This window comes from Pseudomonas marginalis (genome assembly GCF_008692035.1).
Taxonomy (GTDB): domain Bacteria; phylum Pseudomonadota; class Gammaproteobacteria; order Pseudomonadales; family Pseudomonadaceae; genus Aquipseudomonas; species Aquipseudomonas marginalis.
Genome location: NZ_VTFG01000001.1, coordinates 454325 through 479535, shown reverse-complemented (window position 1 = coordinate 479535; position 25211 = coordinate 454325). Strand labels below are relative to the sequence as shown.

The window sequence follows — 25211 nt, the reverse complement described above, 5'->3', positions numbered from 1 at the left end:
AACCAGATCATAGGGATATGATTTTCCACTTAACTGATAAAGCTCACATCGACCAATTCGTATTTGACGTCTACTCTCTCAACGGGCCATGTCCATAGTGTTCATGACGATTCCTTGAATGAGGTGGCTGTCGATGAAACTGATTCAGTGCAGGTTCTCTTCAGGTCAACGACTACCGCTGCTTGTACAAGCTGGTGATGCGACGCCGTTGCCCATACTCATTCCGTTCATCTACGTCCAACTCAAACTCAGGCACCGCGCTTACAACACGGCTGCGGCGCACCTGCGCGCTATCCAGGCTTTCTACGCCTATGCCAAAAGCCGAGATCTGGATATCGATGAGGCGATCTTGGCCTGCCACTTTGAGTCGATTCTGGCGTTACTGGACGGCTACGCCATCTGGCTCCAAAGCGGCCGTCAAGCCGACAACCTGGTCGCCCGAATCGGCAAAGCTGGCACTGTACTTTTTCAGCAGATCAGTTCACGAACACGTGATCAGTACATGCGCCTGCTGAAGAAATACCTGTCTTGGTGCGTCACCCGTTACATCCCGCGCGCCCGTCAGAATTCAGCCACACAGGCTGACATCAACGTGGTATTTGCCGATGTTGCCGACGTCATTGAGCGGCGCTTTGAGAGCCATATCATCAATGCACGTCCCGATCGCACTCGTTACCGCAGCCTGACAGATACGCAACTACAGATCGTTCGCACACTGATTCGCCCTGGCGCTGTGGAGAATCCGTTCCCGGAACGTTTGCAGCTGCGTAATTGGCTAATGATCGAATTGCTCTTGGAGACCGGCATCCGTCGCGGAGAGCTTCTGAAGCTCTACTCCACGGATATCAACAAAGGGTCTCAGCACGCCTATGTCAGCATCAATGATCGAGAACATGATCCCCGCGATCCGCGCGTTGAAGAGCCTGCGCTCAAAACACATGGGCGGACCGTGGGTATCTCCGCACAGCTGTATGAGGTCTACGAGCGCTATATCCAGAGCGACCGGCGCCCTTTGCGTGACGGCAAACCGATGAAATTGCTGTATCGCTACTTGTTCATCTCGGATCGTGGCCGCCCGCTGTCGATCCGCGCGTTGTCTACGGACAATTTCGTTTAGGTGGGAGAGAGTCCAATGTGTTCCGTGCCATACCGCGACGGGTCATGCTGACCGACATCAACCGGGCACTCGGCGCGGATCCGCAATTCTCGTCCATATTCTCGCGCCGTTCATTATTGGAAGCTGATGGGACACCGATTAAGCTGACTAGTCATCAACCGCGGCACTGGCGAAATACTATTTATCATCTGACTGGCATGAGCAATGTTCAACAAGCGCTTGCCCTGGGGCGGAAACGGCTCGACCAGAATGTCTATTACCAACACACAAGCATTGAAGAAGACGCTGCTACCCATCAAGAGTTTTTGGCTTTCAATAGCCATCACGAGCGTATCGACTTTCTACATGCGGGCATAAGAGATAAGCGCATTCAGGGCGCTTTGACCGACAGTTACCATGCGCTGCTGTCAGATAAAGGCACGATCACGGCAGACGCATTCCTTACGGTACACGCAACGGCGCTGCACGTGACACCCTTTGGAGGTTGCATTCACGACTTCTCCCAAGCGCCCTGCCCTAAGCATCTTCAGTGCTGGAATGGCTGCTCGCATCTCCATCTGATGGGCACTCCATCGGAACGGACGAACCTTGAGAAACAAGCCGAAAATCTTACGGCCGCAATTACTATCATGCGCGATGCCGGCGCCGGAGAGGCAGGCAGCGATGTATGGCTGGCGGACCAAGAGGACAAACTCAATAATCTAAAATCGGTCCTAGCACGCGACACCAATGCAGGTGTGCAACGCGTGTTTCCAAATGGGCGTCCAATGACGGTTGCGGACTCGGACAAACGACACAGTTCGGTTTCAGATGACTAGGGGCAATTATGGCGCGACGACAGACATTGAGGGGTGGCACTCTTGACGAAGCAATAGACGCTCTCCTCGCCCAGATGATTAGCTCTGGAGTGGAGCTCGCTCCCATTTCCCGACCGGAGGTGCAGCGCCGGCTGGGCCTGACAAGCCGAGCTACGCTAGGAGGTGACCGTGGAGACAGAATTGAGGCCGCTCGTGTTGTTCAAATGAGGGAAAGCGGGAGGGATCCGGATGGTGCCCGCCGGCGCAGGAGTCTCGAAGAGCGTATTGCAAGTCTTCAAGCGGAGAACGCTGCGTTGGCAATACAGCGAGACAAGCTTTTCGAGGCTCTGTCAGTAATAGCACACAACTGCCTTATGAACGGTTTGGACGTAGAGTCAGTAATGGCACCGTTGAGAAACACCCGATAATCAGGCTGAGTAGTCTTCGTATCGACTACAGATTACGGCATGGTAATCTGCCCACATTGCTAGACAGGACTGCGTCAGCTCTGACGACTGCACATTACGGTACACGTTTGTCCCAGACGCAGAGCGTTGACATGAGCGCCAACCGCTCGTAGAGTTTGGCTTGTAGCCCTTGAGGCACTTCAGCTTTACCTCCCCTTGAGGGATCTGCAAAGCCCGGTAACGACCGGGCTTTTGCCTTTCTGCTGTATTGCTCTGAACTCTCATAAGACGTTCCCTCGTATTCACCCTTTTATCGCTGTTGTGTTTTCAACCAGACACGGCTTGCTCAGGGCTCCTCGTACTCGGCCTCAGTTTAGGGAAGCGAGGTATCTACAAAACGCAGGGCGATTCAATAGTGAAGCGGCAGCGCATCAATTGGATGAAGGTTGGGCTCATTCAGTTAATCAGGGGAGCAGCTTTTTTCGGACAGAACCACGCAAGCCCTGCTACCTCCGCCCATGCACTGGACAAGTTCCGAACCTCGGGTTAGCGTTCCTGCAGGAATGGCCTTACGCCACTTTGCCGGCGTCAACTCAGAAGGAATTGAAAAAGTGCTTGTGGAATCGCTTCGTCTCGTAAATTTCAAAAAATTCAAAGATCAGACGTTTGACTTCAATGATGACGTCAATATTTTTGTCGGAGACAACAACGCTGGAAAGAGCACAATCTTGGAGGCCATGGAGATTGTCTTAAACTTCCAGTACCGCAGCCGACCATTCGCCAACGAATTTTCTCCTGACCTGTTTAACAGTGATGTCGTCGCGGCCTTTCTGAACTCACCGAAGACGCCAGCCGACCTACCCGTCCTCGTAATCGAGGCTTATATGAAAGGTGTGCCTGATTACCGAGGCACCAACAACAGCCTACACAAAGATGCACAGGGCGTGCAGGTCGTTGCAAGCTTCGACCCGGATTTTACGGACGCCTATAGTGACTACATGGCCGCTGGCGCCCCGATGACCAGCATCCCGGTAGAGTTTTACAAGCTTGAGTGGATGGACTTCGCCTGGAACGTCATCAAGCCAATGAGCAAACAGTTCAGGGCGCTCTACATTGATCCAACGCGTATCCATCCAACCTTCGGGAAGAATCAGTACATTTCCAATGTCCTGAGCACCGCCCTTAAGAAGGACGAAGAATACCGACTGACCCTCAACTATCGTGAAACCCTCCAAAAATTTAATGAAACCGATGAAGTAAAGACGGTTAACAAAGATCTGGACTCCGACAACAAGATCACGGACAAGACGCTCACGATCGCGGCGAACACCATGCCGTCGGGCGCCCTCCAAAATGGACTGCAGCTCGAAGTGGATACCGTGCCTTTCCACATGATTGGTAAAGGCGAACAGAGCAAGGTGCAGATAAAACTGGCCCTCCACAATAAATCGAAAGACATCGATCTGGTGATGATGGAGGAGCCTGAGAATCACCTGTCGCACGTGGAGTTGAGCCGACTCGTCCAGGATATTGAGGATCAGCGCGATGGCAAGCAACTGTTTTTGACCACCCACAGTTCCTACGTGCTTAACAAACTCAGCATCGACAAGATTTGCCTGCTCCATGATTCGTACAAACGCCTTCATCTTCTGGATAAGGATGTCGTCAAGACGCTCAAACGCCTCCCCGGTTACGATACTTTACGCGTAGCCCTCTCCAAGAAGGTAGTGCTGGTAGAAGGCCCATCTGATGAATTGGTACTCAAACGTATCTATAAACACAAGAACCATGACCGCCTACCTGAGCAGGATGGCATCGACATCATCGTGGTGCGCGGCGTGGGCTTCAAAACGTTCATCGAAATCGGGAAGGAAATTGGTACAAGGGTAAATGTTTTGCGTGACAACGATGGTGACTATGAGAAGAACGTCGTCGCGGCGCGTAAGGACTATGAAAAGCATCCTAACATCCAACTGATCTCATCCAAGGTTGATGAGGAGTTCTCGTTGGAGCCTGCCATGATTTCGGTCAATTCCACGTCAGAGAAGGAATTACTGGCATTTGCAAAAATCGTACTTTCTCCCCAGACGTTTAACCTACTGAAAGCCGAGCCTACGTTTGCCGCCAAGTTGGAATTTATCATTAAGTGGTTCAAAAGCGCAGACGGCGATGGCAAGGGTAAAAAGAAGGTCGACTCTGCAATAAGGCTGTTCGAAACAATAGAGGCGTTCAAATACCCCACTTTCTTGGATGAGGTGCTTCACTTTGCCTAACGTACTGTGCATGGCGGGTGCGGGGTCGGGCAAAACCCATAAAATCATCACCGAAGCAATCGCTGAGATCAGACGCGGCGGGAAGGTGCTAGTGGTCACCTACACGACCAGTAATCAGCAAGAGCTGCGGCATCGGTTCCTGACTGAATTTGGCCAACACAGCAGTCGATTCGTGGTGAAGGGACTGTTTACTTTCTACCTCGAAGACATGATAAGGCCCTATCAACAGGCCTATTATCAAAAACGGATCGAGGCATTCTTTTTCAATGCCAGCAATCCTCATCTAAAGCCGAAGACGAAGTTTACCTTGCCTGGCAGGAAAGAACAGCTGGATGACAAGAGTTTCAATCCAAACCACTTCCTAACGCAGTGCCACACCAAGGCGCACACAGGGTTTCTCGCGAAATTATCCGCTAGGTTGATGAAAACTACCAAGCATGCTGCCGCACTTCGTCTCGGGGAAATCTACAGCCAGGTCTACTTCGACGAGGTTCAGGATTTGGTTGGATGGGATTACGACGTGTTGAAGGGCCTCAACAAGGCCATGAAATCTCCAATCACCTGCGTCGGAGATTTTCGTCAGACAGTCTACGAGACCACGTTCGGTCATAAAGCACCTCAGACATCGGACGAAAAAATTGCTGCATTCAAAGCCATGGGCTTTACCGAGGAAGCCCTCGTCCTAAATTGGCGAAGCCTGCAATCCATCTGCGATATCGCTGATGAAGTGCACAAGGGAGCCTACAAGGCAACCAAGTCGGCTGTTGTTGATGTCCCGCCAGCGTTCATACACCACCTGGGAGCTTTCATCGTCAAGCAGTCGGATGTCACCGATTACGTTACAAGGTACGACCCTATGGTGCTGAGATGGAGCGTGACGTCGGGAAGAAGCTTCATTCCTTCTTATGCCCGATGCTATAACTTCGGAGCCAGCAAGGGCTTAGGTTTTGATCGTACACTGATCCTTCCCACGGACAGCCAAATCGACTTCGTATTGAGCGGTGCGAAGCCCTTCCCCAAGAAGGCGGAAACGGCCCAGAATAAGCTTTATGTGGCCATCACGCGTGCAAGGTATAGCCTTGGCTTTATCGTGCCAGACAATCAAGCGGACGGGCTGCGCTTTCCTCTCTGGACGAAGGCCATGGCTTGACTGGGAACATCTGTTCTTGACCGCAGGATTGGCAGATGGACGTTGACCCGAAGCGAAACGATAAGCGGGAAAATGTCGTGGAGCTTCTGGTCGGCGCGCTCCTTGCCAAGCTGGTCACCCTACACGGTTGCTTCATAAGATCGACTACCTGGCTTCAGCGCGTCACAGATCATGCGCCCCCAGGTACCGCTTAGATCGGGAGCCCCTGGTAGTCAATGGCGGTTGGCATCGGCAATCAGCTTGGCGAATTGCGACAGATCCGTAATCCGCACGCCTCCTTTGCGATCAAGGTGATGCCCCATGATGCCCACAGCACGTGGGCCATCACGATCACATCGAATCGAGTCGCCGATCATATGCACTGAGTCCCCGGTTCCGAATTCACAGCCTGGCGCCACGCCCAGTTGATCACATACCCACCGATACATCTGGGGCTCAGGTTTGAGCATGGCGAGCTGATAGCTGTATGCGTAAACGTCAAGGTACGGAAACAGGCGGCTTACCACTTCGCCGTATGGGTGAGCGAGGTCCGAGCACACAGCGATGGCTACGTTATGTTTCTAGAGCAATTCAATGCCGGCGATCGCATCTGGAAAGGGAGTTATGCTGGCAAGATCAGCCTCCAAGAGCGCCTGGATTTCGGTCAGACGAGCTTGAGAAAGATCAATACCCAAATGCTCGGCTGCGCCTTCAATACCGCAATCAAGCGTCATCACAGCCCGGGCATCATTTGATTTAGGACGCCGCCCTTGGCGATGACCCTCTTTGAACAACTGGCGATAAGGCGGTGCCACTGCCGTGCTGGAAAGGATGGGCCCGAACGCATCCAGAATCACTGCTTTAATCGTCATTTAGCCTCCAAACAAGCCCAAGCGCCAAGCTTAATACTCCCGCCGGAGTTTCCAGAACATCCGCTGGAGGCAACGACCGACCATCATTGAGCCTTCACGAGCGACTAAACACAGTCCGACCCTCGCTCTCGCGCAGACCAGTCAGAAGCGACAGTTTCAGCTCACGCTTGCGCGAAGCTTTACGCCATACGAAGCATCGTACGGCCGGATCTCGGGGTTTGAGCGGATGGTTAGTGCTACCCCTGAACGATCCCAGGCCTAAGGGCCCTCAAAGTCTCGAAGTCATTGGTCACTGAGTAGAAACCAGGGTACTCGATCCGGGAAAATCAGGGATGCGCAGAGCGCACCGATTCGCGTCGCGGGATTTTGAAGAGAGGCATCCTGGAGGATCTGCGGCTTGCACACCTCATCCCAGCGCTGAGCCACATCGGCCACAGTCCACACCTTTTGCCCAATCTGGAATACGTGATTGATACCGTTGCGAACGACTGGCTGGCTGAATTCCAGGTAATTCTGCGGGAGAAATATGTTGAGGTGGGCGTGATCAAGACTTGCCAGGTTGTAATCCAGCTCTTCTTCAAGGGAGTGACGGCGACTGATGAGCAAGACGAGAGCCAAGGTCTCTGAGGGCGAGCTGCTCAAGCGCTTTAACTCAACAGGATCTTTGTCGGCGCGCGCCTTGAGATAGCCGAACACGTCCTCTGCCGACAGCGATCGCTGCGCAAGCCGCCCCTTATGCTCAACCAGGGCGTTGATCAAGGTGCTGACGACCAGTTCGCCAAGGCCGTTGAGCTCATCAGTCTTGATCGCTGTGAGGAATGCCAGCCAGTACGGAGCCTCATCTTCGCTCATACCTGCGCAAGCACTGGCGTAATGCTCAATCAGAGGGCTACTGATCTGCTCCAGCGCTTCTTTGAGATTCGCATCATTAAGTCCGAGTTCACAAGCTAGGTGCATGGCAGTCCCCGCCCAACCCAATATCCGCGAGATCCGCTGTGGGAGGTAGAACAGGTCGGGAATACCATGCCGGCACAACGAGTACGGGTTCTCTCGAAGCCCAGTTGCGATTTCCCATAGCAGGCACTCGACCTCTGAAACGATCTCGTAGGCGAGACCCTTTATACAATCGCGCGAGGCGCTGTCTTTTTGGGACGATTGAAGTAGCAGAGCAGCGCATGTGGCGCTCAGTTCCACGCGAGAAAAGCTGTTTGTGTGCCGACCCGTTCCTTTCTCCAATGATTGCCAGATGCCGCCTATGAACGCCCCAACTGCGTTGGGTATATCTACCAGGCGATCAACGAAGCTGGACAGCACAGGGAAAAGCTTTTCAGGGGTGAGTTCATATTCCGGTGCAAACATCAGCTTATACAGTTCGGCTGAATGGCTGCTGATCGCCTCTCCCGCCGGGGATTCAGGCGAGATGCCGGTAATACCCAACAATGAGGACGTTGGATTTTCTGAAGCATGAGGATTGCGATACAGAGGCATGTGGCCGTAGAGATTGACGCCCCACACTGAAGGCATCTGTTCCCTACTGCTCTGCTCTGACACGTAGTGGGCGGCAGGTCGGCCAATGTCCAGCAAATCAAGCATGGCGCCGCGTGATCCGGTGTCGATCTCTCCTCTTAATACTTTGAGCAGCGCGAGTGTTCCGTACCCGCCCTCGCTGGTCTCGCGGGCGTATTGATCTGCCGCCGACGATACAAAAAATGAGACGCCGAATGTCTTGGCCTTACCGACCACTTCCGGCTTGAGCAGGATACCGAGGCTCGACACCATGCCCCCAGCCTGACAAGCGTCGATAATGACGTTGCAATGCGCTGCTTTGAGCTCGTTGAAATACTCGAAAAGCCGGCTCAGAGCGAAACCCGTTGTGGACAGACGATCAAGGCGGGTGTCCGTGAGGCATAGAAAATAACTGTCGTTTGCCACTCCGCCGTGTCCAGCAAAAAACAGCGTGAAGCTCTCGATTTCCTGATACCTGTCCTGTATCTCAAGCAGTGTCGCTTCTAACTGACTCCTGATCGGAGAGTTCAGCAAGTACGCGTCTTCTGGCTGGATCAGACTCAATCGCCCTGTCGACAGGGCAGTCTGAATCGAAAGCGCATCCCGCTCGGCTCCAGATAACTGTTGGAGCGAGGGAGATTGATAGTCGTCACAACCGATGCACAACAATACCTTGGCGGCCATCACTGCTCCCTAGTACGAAATTTAGCTTTTCGCGCGGCTTCCGCTGCCAACGCCTTCGCAGTCTTGAGCTTTTTGACTTCTTCGATTCTCGCTAGCAATGCGGGGTCTTGCAGCGAGGGATCGGAATGAAGACGCTTTGCGACGCTGGGGTGCATGCGAAACTCTGGAAGCGACACCTGGCCATCCCGATCGACCGAGTATTCGACTTGCTCGATTGCCTTGAGCATCTGTTCGGCCAAGCTACCCGCCGAGGCATCGACGACATTACCGTGCTCCTCACAGGTGTCGGAGAGCATTTGGTAAAACGCTTTGGCAAAGCTGTCGGCCATGCTGTTGGATATCTCATCGACCGTGCGCTCAATCACGTCGAGCCGACCTTCGAGGATGTCCTCGAAACGCAGCCTAGTCTGGTGCGCGATCGTCTGCATCTGGTCGACGCGATCGGGGTCGTAACTGTTATGCGACTGCCAAGACCCACCATGATTGAATCGCTGGACGTCATCACCCCCACCCACCTCTCGTTGGGCCCTGCTGAGCTTTTCCCCCGTGACTTGCATGAACGCCTTCATGACCAGTTCCGCCTGCGCATCGAACGGGAAAGGATGGGATTTATCCCTCATAGTCACACTCCAGACTGATTCAGCAGGGCTTTTAAGGGGCACGTTTCAGAAGGAGCTTGAGGCTCCTGCTGCGCGGTTTAACCATTGTATTGCATCTCACACACTGCCCCTACCCCGACGCCCGAGCAGACTTCGTAATTACCGAAGTGCCCCTTGCGGGATCACTGATTCAGCAGCGCGCCCCAGTCCTGCATGCTAAGCCCATCGTTAAATCTAGGTGCAGATCATGACTCAACATATCGTAATCGTGGGAGGCGGCGCTGGCGGTTTGGAGCTCGCGACTCGCTTGGGAAATCGGTTAGGTCACAGGGGACAGGCACGTATCACCCTGGTGGACGCCAACCTGACCCACATCTGGAAGCCGCTGTTCCACGAGGTGGCTGCAGGCTCGCTTAGGTAACCAGTTAACCTGACCTCATCGTTGCAGGCAGCACCACCGCTGCCTGCTCTGTCTTCCTCATGACCCCCCTTTGTTGTGGTGCTCATGCCTGACCTCCTTCAGTGCTGGTAGCCACAGGTGCGGCGGTAGCGGCAACCTGTGGTGTCTGCAAGCAAGTACGAGGATCGGCCAATGAAGCAGCTTGATGGCAGAAAGATTTCTAAAGTGCTCATCGTGCCTACATTCGTGCTCCAGCGCCCCAACAGCGGCATGACCATCCTGGGTCACCGGGATATCGATCAGGCCTAGCCCATGTCGGCTCTCGCCGAGGTAGACCTTGGATTCGCTATCGCTCCCAGCGACCCACATCTGATGAGTACAGTGCTTCAGCTTTTCCTCTGCGAACTTTGCAAAAACCTTTGTGCGCTCAGACGCACCACCCGCAGAAGCCCATAGCGCTGCCAACGGGATCAGGGTTGACCCTTTCGTGTGATCTTTCCGGTAGTCATCCGTGCGCTCAGCAGGGTGCCGCACCAGTTCCCGGTAGCTGCCATGGATCGATGGATACCTGTCGTGCGCCTGGTAAGTGAAGATGAAGGCGCTCAAGATATTTTCGCTATAGCCGATCGCTGTCGGCTGCCAAGGTTGCACTATCGAGAGAAAGAGGAGCGTGATCCCTACGTCAATCGATTGATCGTCCGCGATCGGCGTGAGCAGCGCCGGGTTATTTGAAATCAACGCCCTCAGAGCATTAGCGATAGCAAGCGCTCCCTTCGGAGCTCTAAAACGACTGACCTTGGGTACATCGTCCCTAGGGTTCGCTGACCACATAATCCATAAGCCTCGAAGGGCTATTCGGCCCATTGTCTCGAAGAGCTTTCGGTTCACGTCCACCGAAGACCTCGCATCCACAGAGGCCGCCACTGCGTCGCGATGTGCGATGTGTGGAAGCAGCTTTTCCCCGTAAAAATCTTCCCAAATTACTCCATACAATTTGAAGAGTTCTTCGAGTGTCGTTCGCGCTTCCTTTGCCAACTTGCTGTTGCCGGTCAAATCCTGGCTGATCAGATGCCATGCTTGAAGAATCGTATTCTCACAAGCCTTGTATGGCGCCTCCAGATTGTTCGCATCACGAGCCCATACATAGAGTACCCACAGGCAGATACACATCTGTCTGAGCGACGACAAGCGTCCGCGAGCTGTGCCGCTGTTCTCTTCTCTGAGGCCTTCTACCAGGTTCTTGAAATACCTGTTGGCGATTTCGGGCTCGTCCAGCATGGCGACTGCCTTTTGGAAGCTGGTACGCAGCTCTCTCTTGACCAGTTGCTGCTTCAAAACCCCATCACTGAGAAGCGCAGCCAGGAAATCCCCGTTCCAAACTTGGAATGATATCCGCTCGGTCGAGTTGCGGTCGGTAAAGCCCTTGACGTTGTCTCTGACGGCCTCTTTGATCTCGCCCCCAAAACAAAGGCAGATGACCACCTTATGCGTTTGGTACTGGCTCTCCAGACGGGACGGGATGTAAATCTCCAGTATTTCGTTCAGTGACGCTCTCAGGCCTTGTTCGCCAGTATCCCATTCCGCACGATCGAGATCGCCCTGTTTAACGGAAAACAGGTAGACCTTTTCTTCCCCCTTCTCGAAGCCGACCGCCATAACATCCACGCCGTGCTGTCGAGTCCCTCGGCCAGGCCGAGAAATCACGTTGTAGCCAAGCTCACTGAGCAGGTCAGGAAGCACAACATCCAGTTCATTTCGCTCTCGCAGGGACGCCAAATACTGTCGAAATACGAGCTTCATGGATCAGGGCGCTCAAAATGAAAATGCATCAAAGTGTGGTGTATGCCGACTGGGTTCAGTATCTCTTCGCGAGGGAGCTCCATAGGGTGATAAAACTCGGTCAGCGGCGCCTCATATCGCTTTGGGACGCCCTCCCCTGGATTTGACGGGTTCGGGTGACTCAACGTCCAAGAGGCCATACCGGCGCCGTATAGCAGCACACGCTGGGCGAACAGTCTCTCAAGCGACGATTCGTCTTTCACCGCCTCTGCAGCGGTTTCCATTGCATCGGTTTGATGTTGCCACGCTATCAATTGCTCGCGTTCAGATGGACGCATTTCGGGTAGAAGACCAATACTACGAGCGCCCTCCGTGTAGGTCTCGATTCTCTGCAGTAGGCCAGAGAGCCTCGTGGCTACCGGATCCGCTGGATCATTGGCTATCGAATGGAGAGTCTCTTTCGCCAGATTTGGGTAGTTGATGAGCATGGGATCAAACAGCAGATCTTCTAGCTCTTGCACCACCGACAATGGGGCGTGCCTTAGCAATGACACAATCACCGTAACCGCTGCAATTGGCTTGATAAAAAACGTCAGGATCGCTTTTTTGGCAATGAATCCATACTCAACATCCCTAATGCCATAGGGCGTGAAATCGATCGTGAAGTGATGGTCTTCCGTCCCGGGAAATATCCATTGATCGAAGCCTTTGAGCAGCTCAGCGTCTCCGCGTCTTAACCAACTTACCAGCCATAACTCTAGGGCTCCACTTGTGGATTTGGAGAGCTCGTGGAAGACCATATTGAAATGACCAAAAGCGCACCCGGATCTCGACAGCCGCTCGGTAACGAACTCTTGCACATGACTGACGTCGCCCAACTGCAAGGAATTCTGCAACGCAATGTCGAGCAGATTGAACGTACTGGAGCTCAATTCCAGATGGGAAATACCATCGAGCAGTTGCCGTTTGGTGTGCATCGAAAGGTGCTGGTGGCTGAATGCAAGCGCATAGGCAATCTGATGAGCGATGAGTGGCTCTGGATCTCGGCTCATCTCAAGCAGCAGTTGGGTCAGCTCCTCCCTCTGCTCTTCACAAACGAAAGCGACCCATGAGACTGAGGTACGGAATATCGCAGCGCGAAGCTCGTCTAAGGCAGGTCTAACAGCTGCGTCTCTAGCCACCTGAAAAAGGATTTTCCAACCAGGCTCCGTTGATGGCTGGGCATGAGTAAGTGCCTGAATCGCGGCGATCTTTTGCAGTGCACTCCCCTCGCGCACAAGGTTGATTGCGGCCTCAGCGAAATGGTGGTAATCCGCTTTCAGTCCGGTTTGGATGGAAACGGTAAGCGCATGGAAAAGAACATGCTCTGGAAAGCCGACGCTGTATTCCAGCAACTCCAACGCTCTGCTAGGTACGTTCTTGCACCATCGAGTCAGTACGTCGGTAGCCGCGTAAGGGATTGATGAATCCGTACCGTACAGCGCGCTGAGCGTTGAGAGCAACCGGGCCGCGCTCGCGTCGAGCTGGGGCAAAACCTCCTCGCAAATCTGCCTGCCTCTCCGCACCTCGTGATCGGCCAACTCTGGAGGAATCGAGGTGCATAGCGTTTTGTGAACATCGATCATGCGGCTTCGATGAGCCTCGACAAGCGCCTGTGACAAGGCGTCGTACTCAGAGAATTTGCAACCAAATTGGGAGGTAAAAATGCTCTCAGCCAGCTGGCCAGCTACGTACTGGGCAACGATGTCAGCTTGAGTGGGTACGGTCATTGGCCAACTCCAGATAGATCGGCATCAGTGGACTCTCCTGGTACGGCACATTCAGTCCTCTTGAGGGACAGCATCTCTCAATTCAATCACCACTTTCATCCTTCGCCCCTCGATTTCACGATCAGGCCTGACGATAGGAGTGAATGTTAGGCAGGTCACTGCTCATCACGAGGATTTTTTGCAGCCAGGGACGCAGTTACACCCTTGCTATCGCTTTCTCCAATATCTGTTTGAGATCCGGCGCCACCGTAAACCCCTCTGGAATGGTGAAGGTGTTCAACAGATTGGCGTTATAGCCATTCTTGGTCGCAACAACCTTGATCTGTCCCAACAGCTTTTTGCCCTTGACTGTGGCAGGACTTGGCCCAGCTTGCTGTGTCCATAAATCATTGGCTTCCGGTGAACCACCGTTGGGCCAGATTAGTCGGTTGATTACTAGACGTTTTTTGATAAAGGCATCTCTGGCCCCGCTAACCGCCTTGGACGCAGCCTCCCGCCAGCGCTCCGCTTCTTCAACCGGAATTTTATACAACGCTGCCAAATATGCCGCTGAACAAAAATATCCCTCGATGTCCGACCCTTCCGTTGTCCATGGATATACCCCTCTGGTGCTGAATGCTGCAGCCCATTTGGATGCTTCCTGAGATGTCATGAAGTCCCCATCTCGATGGATAACAGCGCTTACGTCGATTTCTCCATCGACCAGCAGGCCAGAAAGTAGTTTGTCTTTTGGAAGGTTTTCAATCCCGAAGCATCGGCACAACGACAGCTGTCGGCTAAGCTCCGGCCACTGGCGGAGAATTGCCCGGAGTGGCTTGTCGTCTTCATCCTCGATGAAAAACAAAACAGATTTATCCAACCCCCCCCATCCGAGCAATCGACGGATTGCTTCGTCATCGTCTGTCTTGACCTCACCACCACTCATCCAGACCAGTTTCGTTGAGGAGCTAGCGGCACGAACCACATGCGGGCTGTGCGTGGACAATATGATCTGAGTGTTATGTTCGTCCGCCGCTTGCTCCAAGGCTTCAATAAGTCGCTCTTGCCGATTGGGATGAAGATGCGCGTCGGGCTCATCAATCAACATGAGCTTAGGCTCGAAAAATATGAGATAGGCGAAAATCTGGATGGTCTGGAGGATGCCTGTGGCGGCTGTTTCAAGCGGCCTCTTGTACCCATCCATTTGTACCGTGGCCGAGATGTGGAAATCTTCCCGGTCATTGTATGACACATCGATGGACACGGAGGGATGTACTTTTTGGAGCAACTGGTTGAGTTGCCTCAAACGCTCTTCCCCAGCTAAACCGTCTGGTTCGTCTGCTTTGCGTGCCTTGAGGTTAAGCAGGATATTGCGTAGTACACCCCCGGCGTCGCCGCTGGCGGCCTGTCGGCGAAGCGATGGCTGTGCCAGGATGGTCTCTTTCTCTGAGAGGCCAGCAAGCCCGGGGATGTAGGTAGTGAGAAACTGATAGCGCTGCTTGTATGGCGTAACCGCGTTTCCACCATCGATATGGACAGTGATCCCTGCCTTGTTTCTCGCCGCCCGGAGTTTCACCACAGTCTGAACCACATCCTCCCCTGCCTTGACATGGTTGAATGCGACTTCAACAGGTGTCGAGATCGCGCCTGGCTTTAATTGACCGTTGTGAAGCATCGAGAGCGGATCGCTTGAAGGTATGTAGTCCAACCGCTCGAAGGAAATCATTTCCTTCGTATTTTTGGGCAGAATGTAACTCGCGGCGCGTGCTGCCCAGTGGACGCCTTGGAGCACGGATGATTTACCGCACCCGTTTGGCCCGACTAAAATGGTTACCTTCCCCAGCGGGATGACCGCGTTCTTAGCTGCCTTGAAATTCTGGACTGCAATAGATTCCAAGGGGCTCCACCGCTTCGCCCGGCTTGAGCGTGTATCTGGGAAGGCGACTGCCGTATCTAAGATCTGCGCTACTTCAACTTCATCCTTAAGCGTATCGGCGGCTCGGGATCTGCGGAAAATTCGCTTAACCACTGTTACGTCCTCACGTACTTCGATCCCATACTCTGGCTTCACTAGGTCTTGCATCGGTTCCTTCCTATCAATACTTCAAAGCTCACCGAGACGGCGGGAGATGTAGCGTTTGGCCAGTATAAGGGAAGCGGAGATTGAACACACGATGACCCAGTAAGGCCGGTGGCGGCTTGTACGGCATCGACTGTTCAGTTGGTAGCGCTGCCGGCACCTCATAGGGGTGCAATACCTGATCGTCCCGTCGGTGCGTTACGACGTAAGCCTTGGCGTGAGCCCTGTAAGTGAATCATGGCTGCAGCAGCAAACCGCCGAACGCCTTAGCCAGCAGATCTGTCATCACCTCAGACGCCCGCCCTTGTAGGAAATACTCATCATGGCTTATCTCAAATCTCTGCGGATTGATGTGCACGACCGTTGCCCGGTACCTCAACGCATGCATTGGCAACTCAGCAGCCGGGTAAACCATGCCGGATGTTCCTACCGATAAAAACATGTCGCACGCTTGTGCCTCGTCCATAGCCGTCGCCCATGCGGCCTCTGGCAGCATTTCCCCAAACCAGACGACACCTGGTCGGACATAACCACCGCATACGTCACACACTGGTGGATCTATCCTGGCCCCCCCCTCGGGGAGAACCACAGATGGCAACGTCTGAGAGTACGGCGTATAGCAGTCAATGCACCGGGGTCTATGCAGGCTGCCATGCAGGTGAATTACGTCACGGCTCCCAGCTCGCTCGTGAAGATCATCAACGTTCTGCGTGATGACCGTGACTTTGGGAACGAGATCGGCCAGTTGTGCGATCGCGCAATGAGCCGGGTTTGGGCTCGCCTGGACAACCTTCATACGCCGCCACTCATACCAGCCCCAGCAGAGGTTTGGGTCAGCACGAAATGCCTCAGCGGTGGCCAGCTTTGAGGCATCAAATCGCTCCCACAGGCCTGTCAAAGTATCGCGAAAAGTGGGAATACCACTTTCTGCAGATGCTCCAGCACCCGTGAATATGACGACATGCTTAGCGGCGCGCAGCCATGAAGCAACCAGTTCTATGGACATGTTGAATTCCGGCGTTTTTGTATTGATTCTGCAGGTGTCACGGGAACACTCGGACGCGCATTGAGAGGAGTCTTGGTTCCCCGAGCTTTGGCGTACCTGCTATCACAAAAATGTGGGTTGGTCTGGTTTCTGATCGCTCACCGGCGACTCAGAGCCTTCGGCCTCAACGGGAAGCTTGCCGGCGTACAGGAGCATAGTGCCGCATACCGACAACAATTCGCCATCGCGAAAGGGTACACCGTGAGGGTTGAGCACATGGCCCAGTGACACGGTGCCATCAGGCGCCTCGGCGATCGAATAGCCCCAGCAGTTCTCGATGTGGTTCTCAATTTCGTACGCACGCCAATCCTGCATCATCTCGCTGTTAAGGCAGGTTGGCAGGCGCACCAACAGCCAGGCAAGGGCGCTCATGAACTGTCCGTGCGAGAAAACCGCAACCTGGTTACCAGGCGCGTAGGCAAGACGATCTAGAAACACCTGCACACGCTGAATGAAGTCCACAAAGGACTCTGCGCCCTCCCCGTGCACATACGTTGGATCTGCTTTCGCCCAATACTCGTCAACCCAGGCTTTGCGGTCAGCACCGGTGGTATTGATACAGCGGCTAGGTGCCAAGTAGGTGAATTCATGGATTGGCCAAATCTCTATCGCTGTCATCGGAAAGCGCGTAATGGTCGCATCAGCGGTGGCTTTAGCGCGGGTAAACGTAGACGAGATTATCAGGTCGGGCTGGGCATAGAACCCGCTTGCTCCAGGCCTTTCAGAGTCAAGGGGATGCTTGCGTGATCTTTAGACGCGGCCCCTGCGTTCGCAGTGCTCTCGCCATCCCCAAACGATGACGTCTGGTCGTAGGTTAAGACTCTATGCCAAAGATAGAATGAGCGTAACCTTCCCTCTGGCAAGACAGGCCCCTCCTGGTAGCTCGTGCCGCGAGACGTCAGTGCCGTACCGCAGTTACCACCGAACTTCATCGGACGCGCGCCTCCCCAACCCGCGTTCCAATAACAAAGGTCCGCTACGACTTGCTCGTCCACCTTGATCTCCAACTGCCCGTCGCGAGGAGTGAGTTCGGCTTGTTGAAAGCCAGGGAGCGCTGGAACGAATAGACGGCCAGGGTACAAGTCGTGCTGAAGATAGCCTATACGGTCGAGATCAAGCGGCCAGGTGTTGCATCGCCCCTCCATCAGTCCGCCAAGATGGGGAGGCGCCAAGAGGGTCGTCATACTCAATGGCTCTGGAGCTGCATTGCGAATGCATCCCCCCGTGAAGCCAGAAATTATCTAGACGTGCAACTAAGTCCGCATCGGCGATGTTGCTGAGATCGACGAGGACGTACCTGCCCTCGCCTGTGTGACAGTGACTACTCTATTTCCAACCAGATCCCAAAGCATGTTTTTAAAAAATCAGTATCAATCACCCTCTGGACTGGAACCGTCAGAGGTTGGGCGATGAGGGTAAGGACGGCGGGGAAAACTAGGTCTATGAACATCAATCGATGAACAGGCGCGTTAATTTTTAGAGAGGTTAGCCAGTAATTTCAGGCTCATGAGCTGCTTATGAACAAATGACATCGCCCACTTGTATAATCGTGTGTCAGGCTCAGCCACTTCCCGCTCTCGTCGCCTACTGCGGTGCACCATCGCTATCATAGGTGCTGGATTCGTACCTGACGGCATTACTCATCGCCGGAGGGAACGCTGATGCTTGACTTACTTCTCAGCGAATCAAGATTCATGAGTGTGTTCCCGGAACGCTTACGTACTCGGCACCGTGAATCCGGCTTCACGTCCATGATAGCGCTCGAGGCGTTTAAGGGAGAAAGACGAGAGATCCAAGTCGGTCGAACCGCGTATGCACCACTGTGCAAACGCCTCGCCCAACGCGGCGGAATGTTTGAAGCCGTGACCGGAACAGGCGGACACCACCAAGGTGTGCTGCCACGACGGATGCTCATCGATAATGAAATGGCGATCCGGCGTCACGGTGTAGGCGCAGACAGCAGACTTGACCACGCTCGAGGTCACACCGACGATGCGGCCGCGCACCTGGTGCTCATACATGTCCCGCTCTTCCGCCGGCGAGACCGTACGATCCATTGTTTGCGGCAACGAAGTAGTGTGGTATTGCGCGGTGGCGATTTTCAGGCTGCCCTCGCCGTGTAATGCGGGAAAGCCGTAGTTGATTTTGTCGTCGCCACGGCCGTGAGTGAGGATAAACGTCGGTGAGTGATCCACCCACTCGGCGCCCTCCTCCAGCCCGAACCAGAACAGCTTCTGCCGGTAGACGCTGAGCAGGCTGTCAAACGGCTCGCCCAGCAAACCGCCGCTCCAGTTGCCGGCGCTAATCACAAGCTTGTTTGCAAAGAGCGTGCGCAGATTCGTAGTGACATGGACTCCCTGCTCATTCGAGCTAATCCCAGTGACGGTTTCGCCTTTGTAGAGGATTGCTCCGTGTTGCTCGGCCAATTTGAGCTGCACATCAATGCAACGTTCAGGACGTACAAAACCTCCACCTGGCTCGAAATAGCCGATGGCAGTGTCGTGTACGTTGGCAAATTGTGGAAAGCGCTGGCGAATCCGGTCGGCGGATAAAACGTCGTGCTCGATGCCATAGGCCTGTGCTAGGCCGATGGTGCGCAATGTGAAGTCGGTTTTATCGCTGGGGTCAAACTCGGGACTTGAAGTCAGAACCAATAGACCCGACTGTTCGAACAGCGACTCCCCGGACAATTGCTCAAGCTCGCGCCAGATGCGGTGGGAATTGCGCACAATGGGAACGTACTGCGCGCCCTCACCCACCGAAAGCCGGGTAATACGCGTATCGCCATGGCTGGAGCCCAGGTTGTGAGGTGGGTGATGGCGGTCGATACCCACAACATTCGCACCCGCCTTCGCCAACTGATACACCGTAGCGGCCCCCATGGCCCCCAATCCCAGTACCACTACATCACACCGCTCGGACATCAACTCTCACCTGTCAAAAAGAAGCCAGTTGAAAGTGAAGCCGATTAAGAATCAACGACTAAAAGAGCATATGCATATTATCAACCGAGCATCACCGGCCGCTCTGCTGCTGCAATACTACGCAGTGCTGAGTCCAAACACGCGCCTCTCCCGGCAACGCAGGAGAGGCCGTCTGCCTGCATACCGTTGAGCTATCAGAGGAATAGAAAAAACAACATCATAATGATGGCACTGTCTGATACCGTGCACATAAACACAGCCACTCCGAGGATTGTCATGGGCGCAGGCGCTCCTATTCCGCCGAATGAAATTGAACGGCTTAAAGAGGTCGCGAAATTTTGTCCAGCTGACAGCGAGTACGATACTGTCTTCGATAAAATCGTCGAGATGGTTTCTGCTTACTTCAACGCCCCCATAGCGCTGATTTCGATCGTCGATGAGCATCAGCAATGGTTCAAGGCGCGCGTAGGGCTTGAAGAGACGCAGACACCACGAGAAGTGTCCTTCTGCGCTTACTCGATGCTGGATAACGCCCCGCTGGAGGTATTGGACGCGACGCTTGATCCCCGTTTTAAAGACAATTCCCTGGTAACGGGGCCTCCGTATATTCGTTATTACACAGGCACCCCACTGATTACCGAAGAGGGTTTTACGCTGGGAAGCCTGTGCATCATTGATACAGTCTCACGTGCCGCTATGAGTGAGCGTGATAGCGCGATGCTCAGCGGTTTTGCTGAACTGGTGATGATGCACATCCACAGCATGCGCTCTCGAAACTTCGTCGACCAACCCACAGGGTTATTTAATCGACTCCGGTTTGAGGAGGATATACGCCAAGCGCTAAAGACCCACAGCGCGTGCCAAGCGTATGCGGTTGACATCATCTCGCCAAAGTTCCTCAACGATATCGTGAAGGCGCTGGGTTACAGTTTTGCCACAGACTTGGTCCTGGCAATCAAAGCGCGCCTACAAAAACTATTACCGCCACAGTGTCTACTTTATAAAATTAGCCCGACGCGGTTTGGTTTCCTCCTTGAGGAGGATCAAACGGCCGAGCACATTTGTGAAAACATCCTCAAGGACTTCAAAAAGCCTGTCGAATGCCACGCCATCCCCATACTCATGCAAGTCGGGATTGGCGTCCTGCCTATTCATAGCTCAGGGCTCCAGCAAGACTGGCTTCGCCTGGTGGTCAGCGCTGCGGATGAGGCGCGTGACCGCAGGCTGGGATGGTCGCGCTATGAACCCCATTTTGATGCGGCTCAACAACGCGCGTTCATGTTGTTGAGTTCGTTGCCGGAGGCGGTCAGCGCCGACAAACAGTTCAGCCTGGTGTACCAGCCAAAAATCAAACTGCCCTCAGGACGGTGTCATTCAGTAGAAGCACTATTACGTTGGACACATCCTTTACTGGGGCCCATCAGCCCTGCTGAATTCATACCCTTGGCTGAAAAAACCGCACTCATACCTTCTGTTGGATTGTGGGTGCTCAACGCAATCATCCAGCAAGCGGTTATTTGGAAAGCGCAAGGTGTGCGCCTGCGGATAGCGATGAACATTACCGTCAGCGATCTTGAAAGCGCCGAATTCGTCGACTCGATGATCCATGAGATTCAACAGCACGGCCTGGACCCAGCTGGCTTTGAACTTGAGTTTACCGAAAGCATGCTCATGACCAACCCTGAAGAAGTCATCCGGCAACTGGAGCGTGTCCGTAAGTTTGGCGTAGAGGTTGCTGTTGATGACTTTGGCACCGGCTACAGCAACTGGGCTTATTTGAAGGAGCTCCCGGCCAATACCGTCAAGCTTGACCAATCTCTGATCAGCGGGCTGGGCAGCAATCAAAATGACAAGCAACTGGTTAAAACCCTGATCGGACTGGCTAAGGGGCTCGGCTACCGGGTGGTTGCAGAAGGCGTAGAAAATCAGGAAATCCTGGACCTGTTAATACAGTGGGGATGTTCCGAAGCACAGGGTTATTTGATAGCCAAGCCTATGAGCGCCGAGGCATTAGAAGCCTGGATAGCACAAGGAATCGATGGAGGTCGGGGCCGGTAGAATGACTGCCGGGGACGCGCAAGCAAGGACTCTATAGATCGCGGACACCACCTGCATTGTTGCGTCTTCGATCGTGCCTTCATTACGGCACAAAACCCAACCGTGATCTGCCAACGCTCGCTCGAATGCCTGGGTACACGCGCTATGTTCTTCCAGCTTATGGATCACCGTGCTGCTCAGCCCACGCCGTCGTGCCGCTGCCCTCGCCCATGAAATCTCAGGGGCGGTGACAATCCCGACATGCAGGTCTGGCACTCGCACGTTTCGATCAATGTTCAACTGCAGGATCTCTGCAAACGGAATTATCCGGCGAAACGCGGCATCCGACGGGTACCAGCGATCGATCAGGATGATGCTGCCTGGTGGCTGTTTAGCCAGCACCTGCCGGGAAATCCAGGCACGGCTGTCAGCAAAGCGTTCACACACCCTCAGCTCCAAGTCCCGGGAGGGACTTCTGACGAGCTGGTTAACAAGCGCCATTGTTCCCTCCCGGTACGGATCGCTTTTTCTCTCGCAAAGCCGGATCACCTTTTTGTTGCCTGCCCTCAGTGCTTTCGTAACGGCCTCCAACAGCGTGGTTTTGCCGGTGCCCTTGGGCCCATCCAGAGAAATAAACAGCGGACGATTCATTCTTCACTTAACAATTGAGATACCGTTTTTTTGCCCTGTCCGGACGCTGGAACCGCTCGGTGCGACTGCGCGAAGGCCCTATGAACAGAAAGTGATGAACACTCTACCCTTGTTTTGGCTCACGGGTCCCAAATCCACGCTGACAACCGCTGGTGAGCATCGGTTATCGCCCATCAGTCATGCGTGAGTGAGGTACCAGCGCCAGTCCTGCTCCCCGACTTCAGCGTTGAATTGACGGAACTCGCGCCATTTGATCGCCAGATACACCTTCAGGAATTCGGCGCCCAGCGCCTCGCGTGCCCAGGTTGAATCCTGCAAGGCCTGCAACGCGGTCAGCCAGTCGGTGGGTAGAAAATCGGTCGCCTGCTCATAGCCATTTCCCACGATCGCCGGGCCGGGATCGCTTTGATGGGTGATGCCGTAGTGAATCCCCGCGAGTAATGCGGCAGCGGCAAGGTACGGGTTGGCGTCCGCCCCGCAAATGCGGTGTTCGATGTGCCGACTGATTGCTGACCCGCCGGGCACGCGGAACGACACCGTACGATTGTTGACGCCCCAACTTTTGGCCAGTGGCGCGTAACTGCCGGCCTGGAACCGGCGATATGAATTGGCATGGGGGCAAAATATCGCCAGCGAGTCAAACAAGGTCGCCATCATCCCGCCAATCGAGTGACGCAACAGGAGCGTACCCTGTGGGTCTTCGCTCGCATACAGGTTGTTACCCTCCTCGTCGGCCAGGCTGACGTGCAAATGCATGCCACTCCCGGCCTGGTCACTGAACGGCTTGGCCATGAAGCAGGCTTGTAGCCCATGTTTGTTGGCGACACCTTTTACCAGGCGTTTGTAACGTACGCCTTCATCAATAGCCTGGAGTGCGTCGAAACGATGTTCCAGGGTCAACTCGACTTGGCCTGGAGCGTACTCGGAGATGGCCGTCCTGACTGGCAGGCCCTGTAGCGCACACGCAGCGTAGAGGTCATCAAGAAAGGGTTGCAGCTGCTCCAATTCGTATAGGCCATAAACCTGCGGTGCCTGGGGACGGATGCCGTTGGTCTGCTGCGCTGGCTGCGGCCGACCGTTGGCATCGCGTTGCTGGTCCAGCAAGTAAAACTCCAGCTCAACGGCCATTACCGGGTGGAAACCATCGGCTTTGAGTCGGTCAATGACATGCACCAGTACGTGTCGCGGGTCTGCCGGTGCGGCATGAATACCTTGGGTCGGGTGCATGCTCACCTGCACCTGGCCGGTGGGGTTGGTGCGCCAGGGTTGCAGGGTCAGGCTTCCCGCCAAGGGGTATGTCCAACAATCGGCATCGGCGACATCCCAGACCAGGCCTGTGTCTTCGACGTCTTCACCCTGCACGGTCAAGGCGAGAATGGAACTTGGCAGCGGCCGACCGTTTGCGTAGATCGCCAGCAGTTCGTCGCGATGCAGCAGTTTGCCTCGCGGAACACCGTTCGCGTCGAGAAGGAACAACTCGATGCTCAGCACTTCAGGGTGGGCGGCCAGATAAACTTCGGCCTCTTTTTTATCAGCAAATTGCATGTCACACCTCTTGGCGCTCATTCAAGCGACTGGACAGTATTCAAGAACAATGGAACTTATGAACAGATAACCCGCGCTCCAGGTAAGGCAAGCAGCGCGGTCAGCGCGTTATCCAACTCACCGATCAGCCTGTCGACATCCCCTTCACTTGTTTGCGGACAGCACAGGGTCATGTTGTGAAAAGGCGTGATCAGGATCCCGCGATTGATCAGATAGAGATGCAGCGCCATTTGAAGGCTGTCATGAAAAGCCGCCTCGGCTTGCGCGCCGGTTCTGGGCGAGGTGGCACAGAATTGAAACTCACAACGAGCCCCCAACTCGGTTACCGACCAGTTCAGTTGGTGCCGCTTGAACAACGCTCGAAATCCCTGGGCCAGTCTTGAGGCCAGGGGCAGCATGCGCTGGTACGCAGACTCGGTCATGACCTCTTCGAGGCTGACGCGCATGCAGCGCATCGCCAGTGCGTTGGCGGACAAGGTGGTGCCCATGCCACTGTGGCCATGCCCGCCGCTCGCTTCGCTGATGCTTTTCTGCGCATCGTGCATGGCCAACGCAACGTGCTCGGTCATGCCAAAGACTGCGCAAGGCACGCCACCGGCGATGGGTTTCCCCACTACGAAAAAGTCGGGCTTCAAATCCCATTGGCGCGTGCATCCACCGATGCCGGTAGAAATAGTGTGGGTCTCATCAATGACCAACAGGCTGCCGTATTTTCGCGTCAGCTCGCGGCACTGTTGCATGAACCCCGGATCGGGCAGGACCATGCCGATATTGGTCATCGCCGGCTCGCACATCAGCGCGCACACGTCGCCCTGAGCTAAAGCAGCCTCCAGTGCAGCGACATCATTGAAGGGAATGGATCGACTGTATTGGGTCAAGTCGTAGGCTTGTCCCACCAGGCCCGAACGGTGCACGGTCTTGCCCTCTCGGTAACGGACCATCACGTCATCCACGGTGCCGTGATAACAGCCGTCGAACACCAGTAGAACATTGCGCTGGGTGATAGCGCGCGCCCAGCGCAGCACATAACGATTGGCGTCGGTAGCGTTGGCGGTAACTTGCCAATAAGGCAACTCAAATCGCTGGGCCAGCAACTCAGCGCAGACCACCGCGTCTTCGCCGGGCAGCATCGTGGTCAAGCCATTGTTCGCCTGCTCGGCTATGGCGCGGGCGATAGGATCAGGTGAGTGGCCAAACATCGTGCCGGTGTCGCCGAGGCAAAAGTCTATGTAGTCATGACCGTCGACATCGGTGAAGCGGGCACCTTTGGCACGCTGGACAAAAAGCGGCGAAGGCATCGACCAATCGCTCATCCAGTGCATGGGCACACCGTTGAACAGCGCCGCCTTGGCACGCTTGGCCAGCGCCATTGACATTGGGTTGTTTTCTATAAAACGGGCACGCTCGGCTGCGGCAAAGGCAGCAATCGCTGATTCACCAACTCCACTGTTCGACATGATTAGAACCCTTTGTTAAGTATCACCTTAGTTAAACTTCGTTGCCGTATAGATAAGCCACACGCCCTCATTCTCCAGGTGCAGCAACAGCTCCCGAATATTGGGTGAATATCGCTCCGCAAACTTATAACGTGGGTGTTGGCTTTAACTATTTACATTGC

General features: G+C 54.4%; 16 protein-coding genes and 3 pseudogenes. 6 read left to right on the top strand and 13 right to left on the bottom strand.

What is annotated here, in order from left to right; genetic code table 11:
* Positions 1-133: 133 nt before the first annotated feature.
* The 4 genes and pseudogenes from FX984_RS01925 to FX984_RS01905 form a co-directional block, all read left to right on the top strand.
* Positions 134-1099, top strand: a pseudogene (locus tag FX984_RS01925) (tyrosine-type recombinase/integrase); the annotation flags it as partial.
* A gap of 62 nt (positions 1100-1161) precedes the next feature.
* Positions 1162-1935, top strand: coding sequence for a hypothetical protein (locus FX984_RS01920; RefSeq protein ID WP_223841585.1), 774 nt, complete (start codon positions 1162-1164; stop codon positions 1933-1935).
* A 997-nt stretch (positions 1936-2932) separates the two neighbouring features.
* Complete coding sequence (locus tag FX984_RS01910) at positions 2933-4594, top strand: ATP-dependent nuclease (protein ID WP_146476496.1); 1662 nt, start codon at positions 2933-2935, stop codon at positions 4592-4594.
* Positions 4587-5744 (top strand): UvrD-helicase domain-containing protein, encoded by a 1158-nt coding sequence (locus tag FX984_RS01905; RefSeq protein ID WP_146476383.1) that lies wholly within the window; start codon positions 4587-4589, stop codon positions 5742-5744. Before FX984_RS01910 ends, FX984_RS01905 begins: the two co-directional genes overlap by 8 nt.
* A gap of 212 nt (positions 5745-5956) precedes the next feature.
* On the opposite strand, the gene FX984_RS32620 is transcribed toward FX984_RS01905, so the two are convergent.
* The 4 genes from FX984_RS32620 to FX984_RS01890 form a co-directional block, all read right to left on the bottom strand.
* Positions 5957-6100, bottom strand: a complete 144-nt coding sequence (locus FX984_RS32620) for a hypothetical protein (protein WP_186511846.1) — start codon at positions 6098-6100, stop codon at positions 5957-5959.
* Positions 6101-6304: 204 nt separating this feature from the next.
* Entirely contained in the window at positions 6305-6595 is a 291-nt protein-coding gene (locus tag FX984_RS01900) for an HAD family hydrolase (protein WP_146476384.1), read from the bottom strand.
* Positions 6596-6877: 282 nt separating this feature from the next.
* Positions 6878-8785, bottom strand: a complete 1908-nt coding sequence (locus FX984_RS01895; protein ID WP_146476385.1) for a caspase family protein — start codon at positions 8783-8785, stop codon at positions 6878-6880.
* Positions 8785-9405: a hypothetical protein gene (locus FX984_RS01890; RefSeq protein ID WP_146476386.1), complete on the bottom strand. Its 621-nt coding sequence runs from the start codon at positions 9403-9405 to the stop codon at positions 8785-8787. Before FX984_RS01890 ends, FX984_RS01895 begins: the two co-directional genes overlap by 1 nt.
* A gap of 226 nt (positions 9406-9631) precedes the next feature.
* Here FX984_RS01890 and FX984_RS01885 point away from each other — a divergent pair.
* A pseudogene (locus FX984_RS01885) lies at positions 9632-9799 on the top strand (FAD-dependent oxidoreductase); the annotation flags it as partial.
* A gap of 63 nt (positions 9800-9862) precedes the next feature.
* Here the strand turns inward: FX984_RS01885 and FX984_RS01880 are convergent.
* From FX984_RS01880 to solA, 6 genes and pseudogenes are all read right to left on the bottom strand, one after another.
* Positions 9863-11584: a chemotaxis protein gene (locus FX984_RS01880; RefSeq protein ID WP_146476387.1), complete on the bottom strand. Its 1722-nt coding sequence runs from the start codon at positions 11582-11584 to the stop codon at positions 9863-9865.
* Positions 11581-13332: a hypothetical protein gene (locus tag FX984_RS01875; RefSeq protein ID WP_146476388.1), complete on the bottom strand. Its 1752-nt coding sequence runs from the start codon at positions 13330-13332 to the stop codon at positions 11581-11583. The genes FX984_RS01880 and FX984_RS01875 overlap by 4 nt, the downstream gene beginning before the upstream one ends.
* Before the next feature lie 196 nt (positions 13333-13528).
* Positions 13529-15394, bottom strand: coding sequence for an ATP-dependent nuclease (locus tag FX984_RS01870; protein ID WP_223841584.1), 1866 nt, complete (start codon positions 15392-15394; stop codon positions 13529-13531).
* A 232-nt stretch (positions 15395-15626) separates the two neighbouring features.
* Positions 15627-16397, bottom strand: coding sequence for an SIR2 family NAD-dependent protein deacylase (locus tag FX984_RS01865; RefSeq protein ID WP_146476389.1), 771 nt, complete (start codon positions 16395-16397; stop codon positions 15627-15629).
* A 276-nt stretch (positions 16398-16673) separates the two neighbouring features.
* Positions 16674-17173 (bottom strand): annotated as a pseudogene (locus FX984_RS01860) (histidine phosphatase family protein); the annotation flags it as partial.
* 978 nt (positions 17174-18151) lie between these two features.
* Entirely contained in the window at positions 18152-19360 is a 1209-nt protein-coding gene (solA, locus tag FX984_RS01855) for an N-methyl-L-tryptophan oxidase (protein WP_098479519.1), read from the bottom strand.
* Positions 19361-19636: 276 nt separating this feature from the next.
* Here solA and FX984_RS01850 point away from each other — a divergent pair, with 276 nt between their 5' ends.
* Complete coding sequence (locus tag FX984_RS01850; protein WP_146476390.1) at positions 19637-21418, top strand: sensor domain-containing phosphodiesterase; 1782 nt, start codon at positions 19637-19639, stop codon at positions 21416-21418.
* Here FX984_RS01850 and FX984_RS01845 read toward each other — a convergent pair.
* The 3 genes from FX984_RS01845 to FX984_RS01835 form a co-directional block, all read right to left on the bottom strand.
* Complete coding sequence (locus tag FX984_RS01845; RefSeq protein WP_223841583.1) at positions 21371-22048, bottom strand: dTMP kinase; 678 nt, start codon at positions 22046-22048, stop codon at positions 21371-21373. The two genes, FX984_RS01850 and FX984_RS01845, sit on opposite strands and share 48 nt — an antisense overlap.
* Before the next feature lie 177 nt (positions 22049-22225).
* The gene (locus FX984_RS01840) at positions 22226-23593 is read right to left on the bottom strand and encodes a glutamine synthetase family protein (protein WP_108573123.1); all 1368 of its coding nucleotides are present in this window, start codon (positions 23591-23593) and stop codon (positions 22226-22228) included.
* Between the two features lie 56 nt (positions 23594-23649).
* The gene (locus FX984_RS01835; RefSeq protein ID WP_108573125.1) at positions 23650-25050 is read right to left on the bottom strand and encodes an aspartate aminotransferase family protein; all 1401 of its coding nucleotides are present in this window, start codon (positions 25048-25050) and stop codon (positions 23650-23652) included.
* Positions 25051-25211 lie beyond the last annotated feature (161 nt).

Excerpts from the sequence above, each read along its gene's own strand:
- FX984_RS01920 (WP_223841585.1), top strand. The coding sequence starts at position 1,162 with ATGCTGACCGACATCAACCGGGCACTCGGCGCGGATCCGCAATTCTCG.
- FX984_RS32620 (WP_186511846.1), bottom strand. The coding sequence starts at position 6,100 with ATGATCGGCGACTCGATTCGATGTGATCGTGATGGCCCACGTGCTGTG.
- FX984_RS01900 (WP_146476384.1), bottom strand. The coding sequence starts at position 6,595 with ATGACGATTAAAGCAGTGATTCTGGATGCGTTCGGGCCCATCCTTTCC.
- FX984_RS01895 (WP_146476385.1), bottom strand. The coding sequence starts at position 8,785 with ATGGCCGCCAAGGTATTGTTGTGCATCGGTTGTGACGACTATCAATCT.
- FX984_RS01890 (WP_146476386.1), bottom strand. The coding sequence starts at position 9,405 with ATGAGGGATAAATCCCATCCTTTCCCGTTCGATGCGCAGGCGGAACTG.
- FX984_RS01880 (WP_146476387.1), bottom strand. The coding sequence starts at position 11,584 with ATGAAGCTCGTATTTCGACAGTATTTGGCGTCCCTGCGAGAGCGAAAT.
- FX984_RS01875 (WP_146476388.1), bottom strand. The coding sequence starts at position 13,332 with ATGACCGTACCCACTCAAGCTGACATCGTTGCCCAGTACGTAGCTGGC.
- FX984_RS01870 (WP_223841584.1), bottom strand. The coding sequence starts at position 15,394 with ATGCAAGACCTAGTGAAGCCAGAGTATGGGATCGAAGTACGTGAGGAC.
- FX984_RS01865 (WP_146476389.1), bottom strand. The coding sequence starts at position 16,397 with ATGTCCATAGAACTGGTTGCTTCATGGCTGCGCGCCGCTAAGCATGTC.
- solA (WP_098479519.1), bottom strand. The coding sequence starts at position 19,360 with ATGTCCGAGCGGTGTGATGTAGTGGTACTGGGATTGGGGGCCATGGGG.
- FX984_RS01850 (WP_146476390.1), top strand. The coding sequence starts at position 19,637 with ATGGGCGCAGGCGCTCCTATTCCGCCGAATGAAATTGAACGGCTTAAA.
- FX984_RS01845 (WP_223841583.1), bottom strand. The coding sequence starts at position 22,048 with ATGAATCGTCCGCTGTTTATTTCTCTGGATGGGCCCAAGGGCACCGGC.
- FX984_RS01840 (WP_108573123.1), bottom strand. The coding sequence starts at position 23,593 with ATGCAATTTGCTGATAAAAAAGAGGCCGAAGTTTATCTGGCCGCCCAC.
- FX984_RS01835 (WP_108573125.1), bottom strand. The coding sequence starts at position 25,050 with ATGTCGAACAGTGGAGTTGGTGAATCAGCGATTGCTGCCTTTGCCGCA.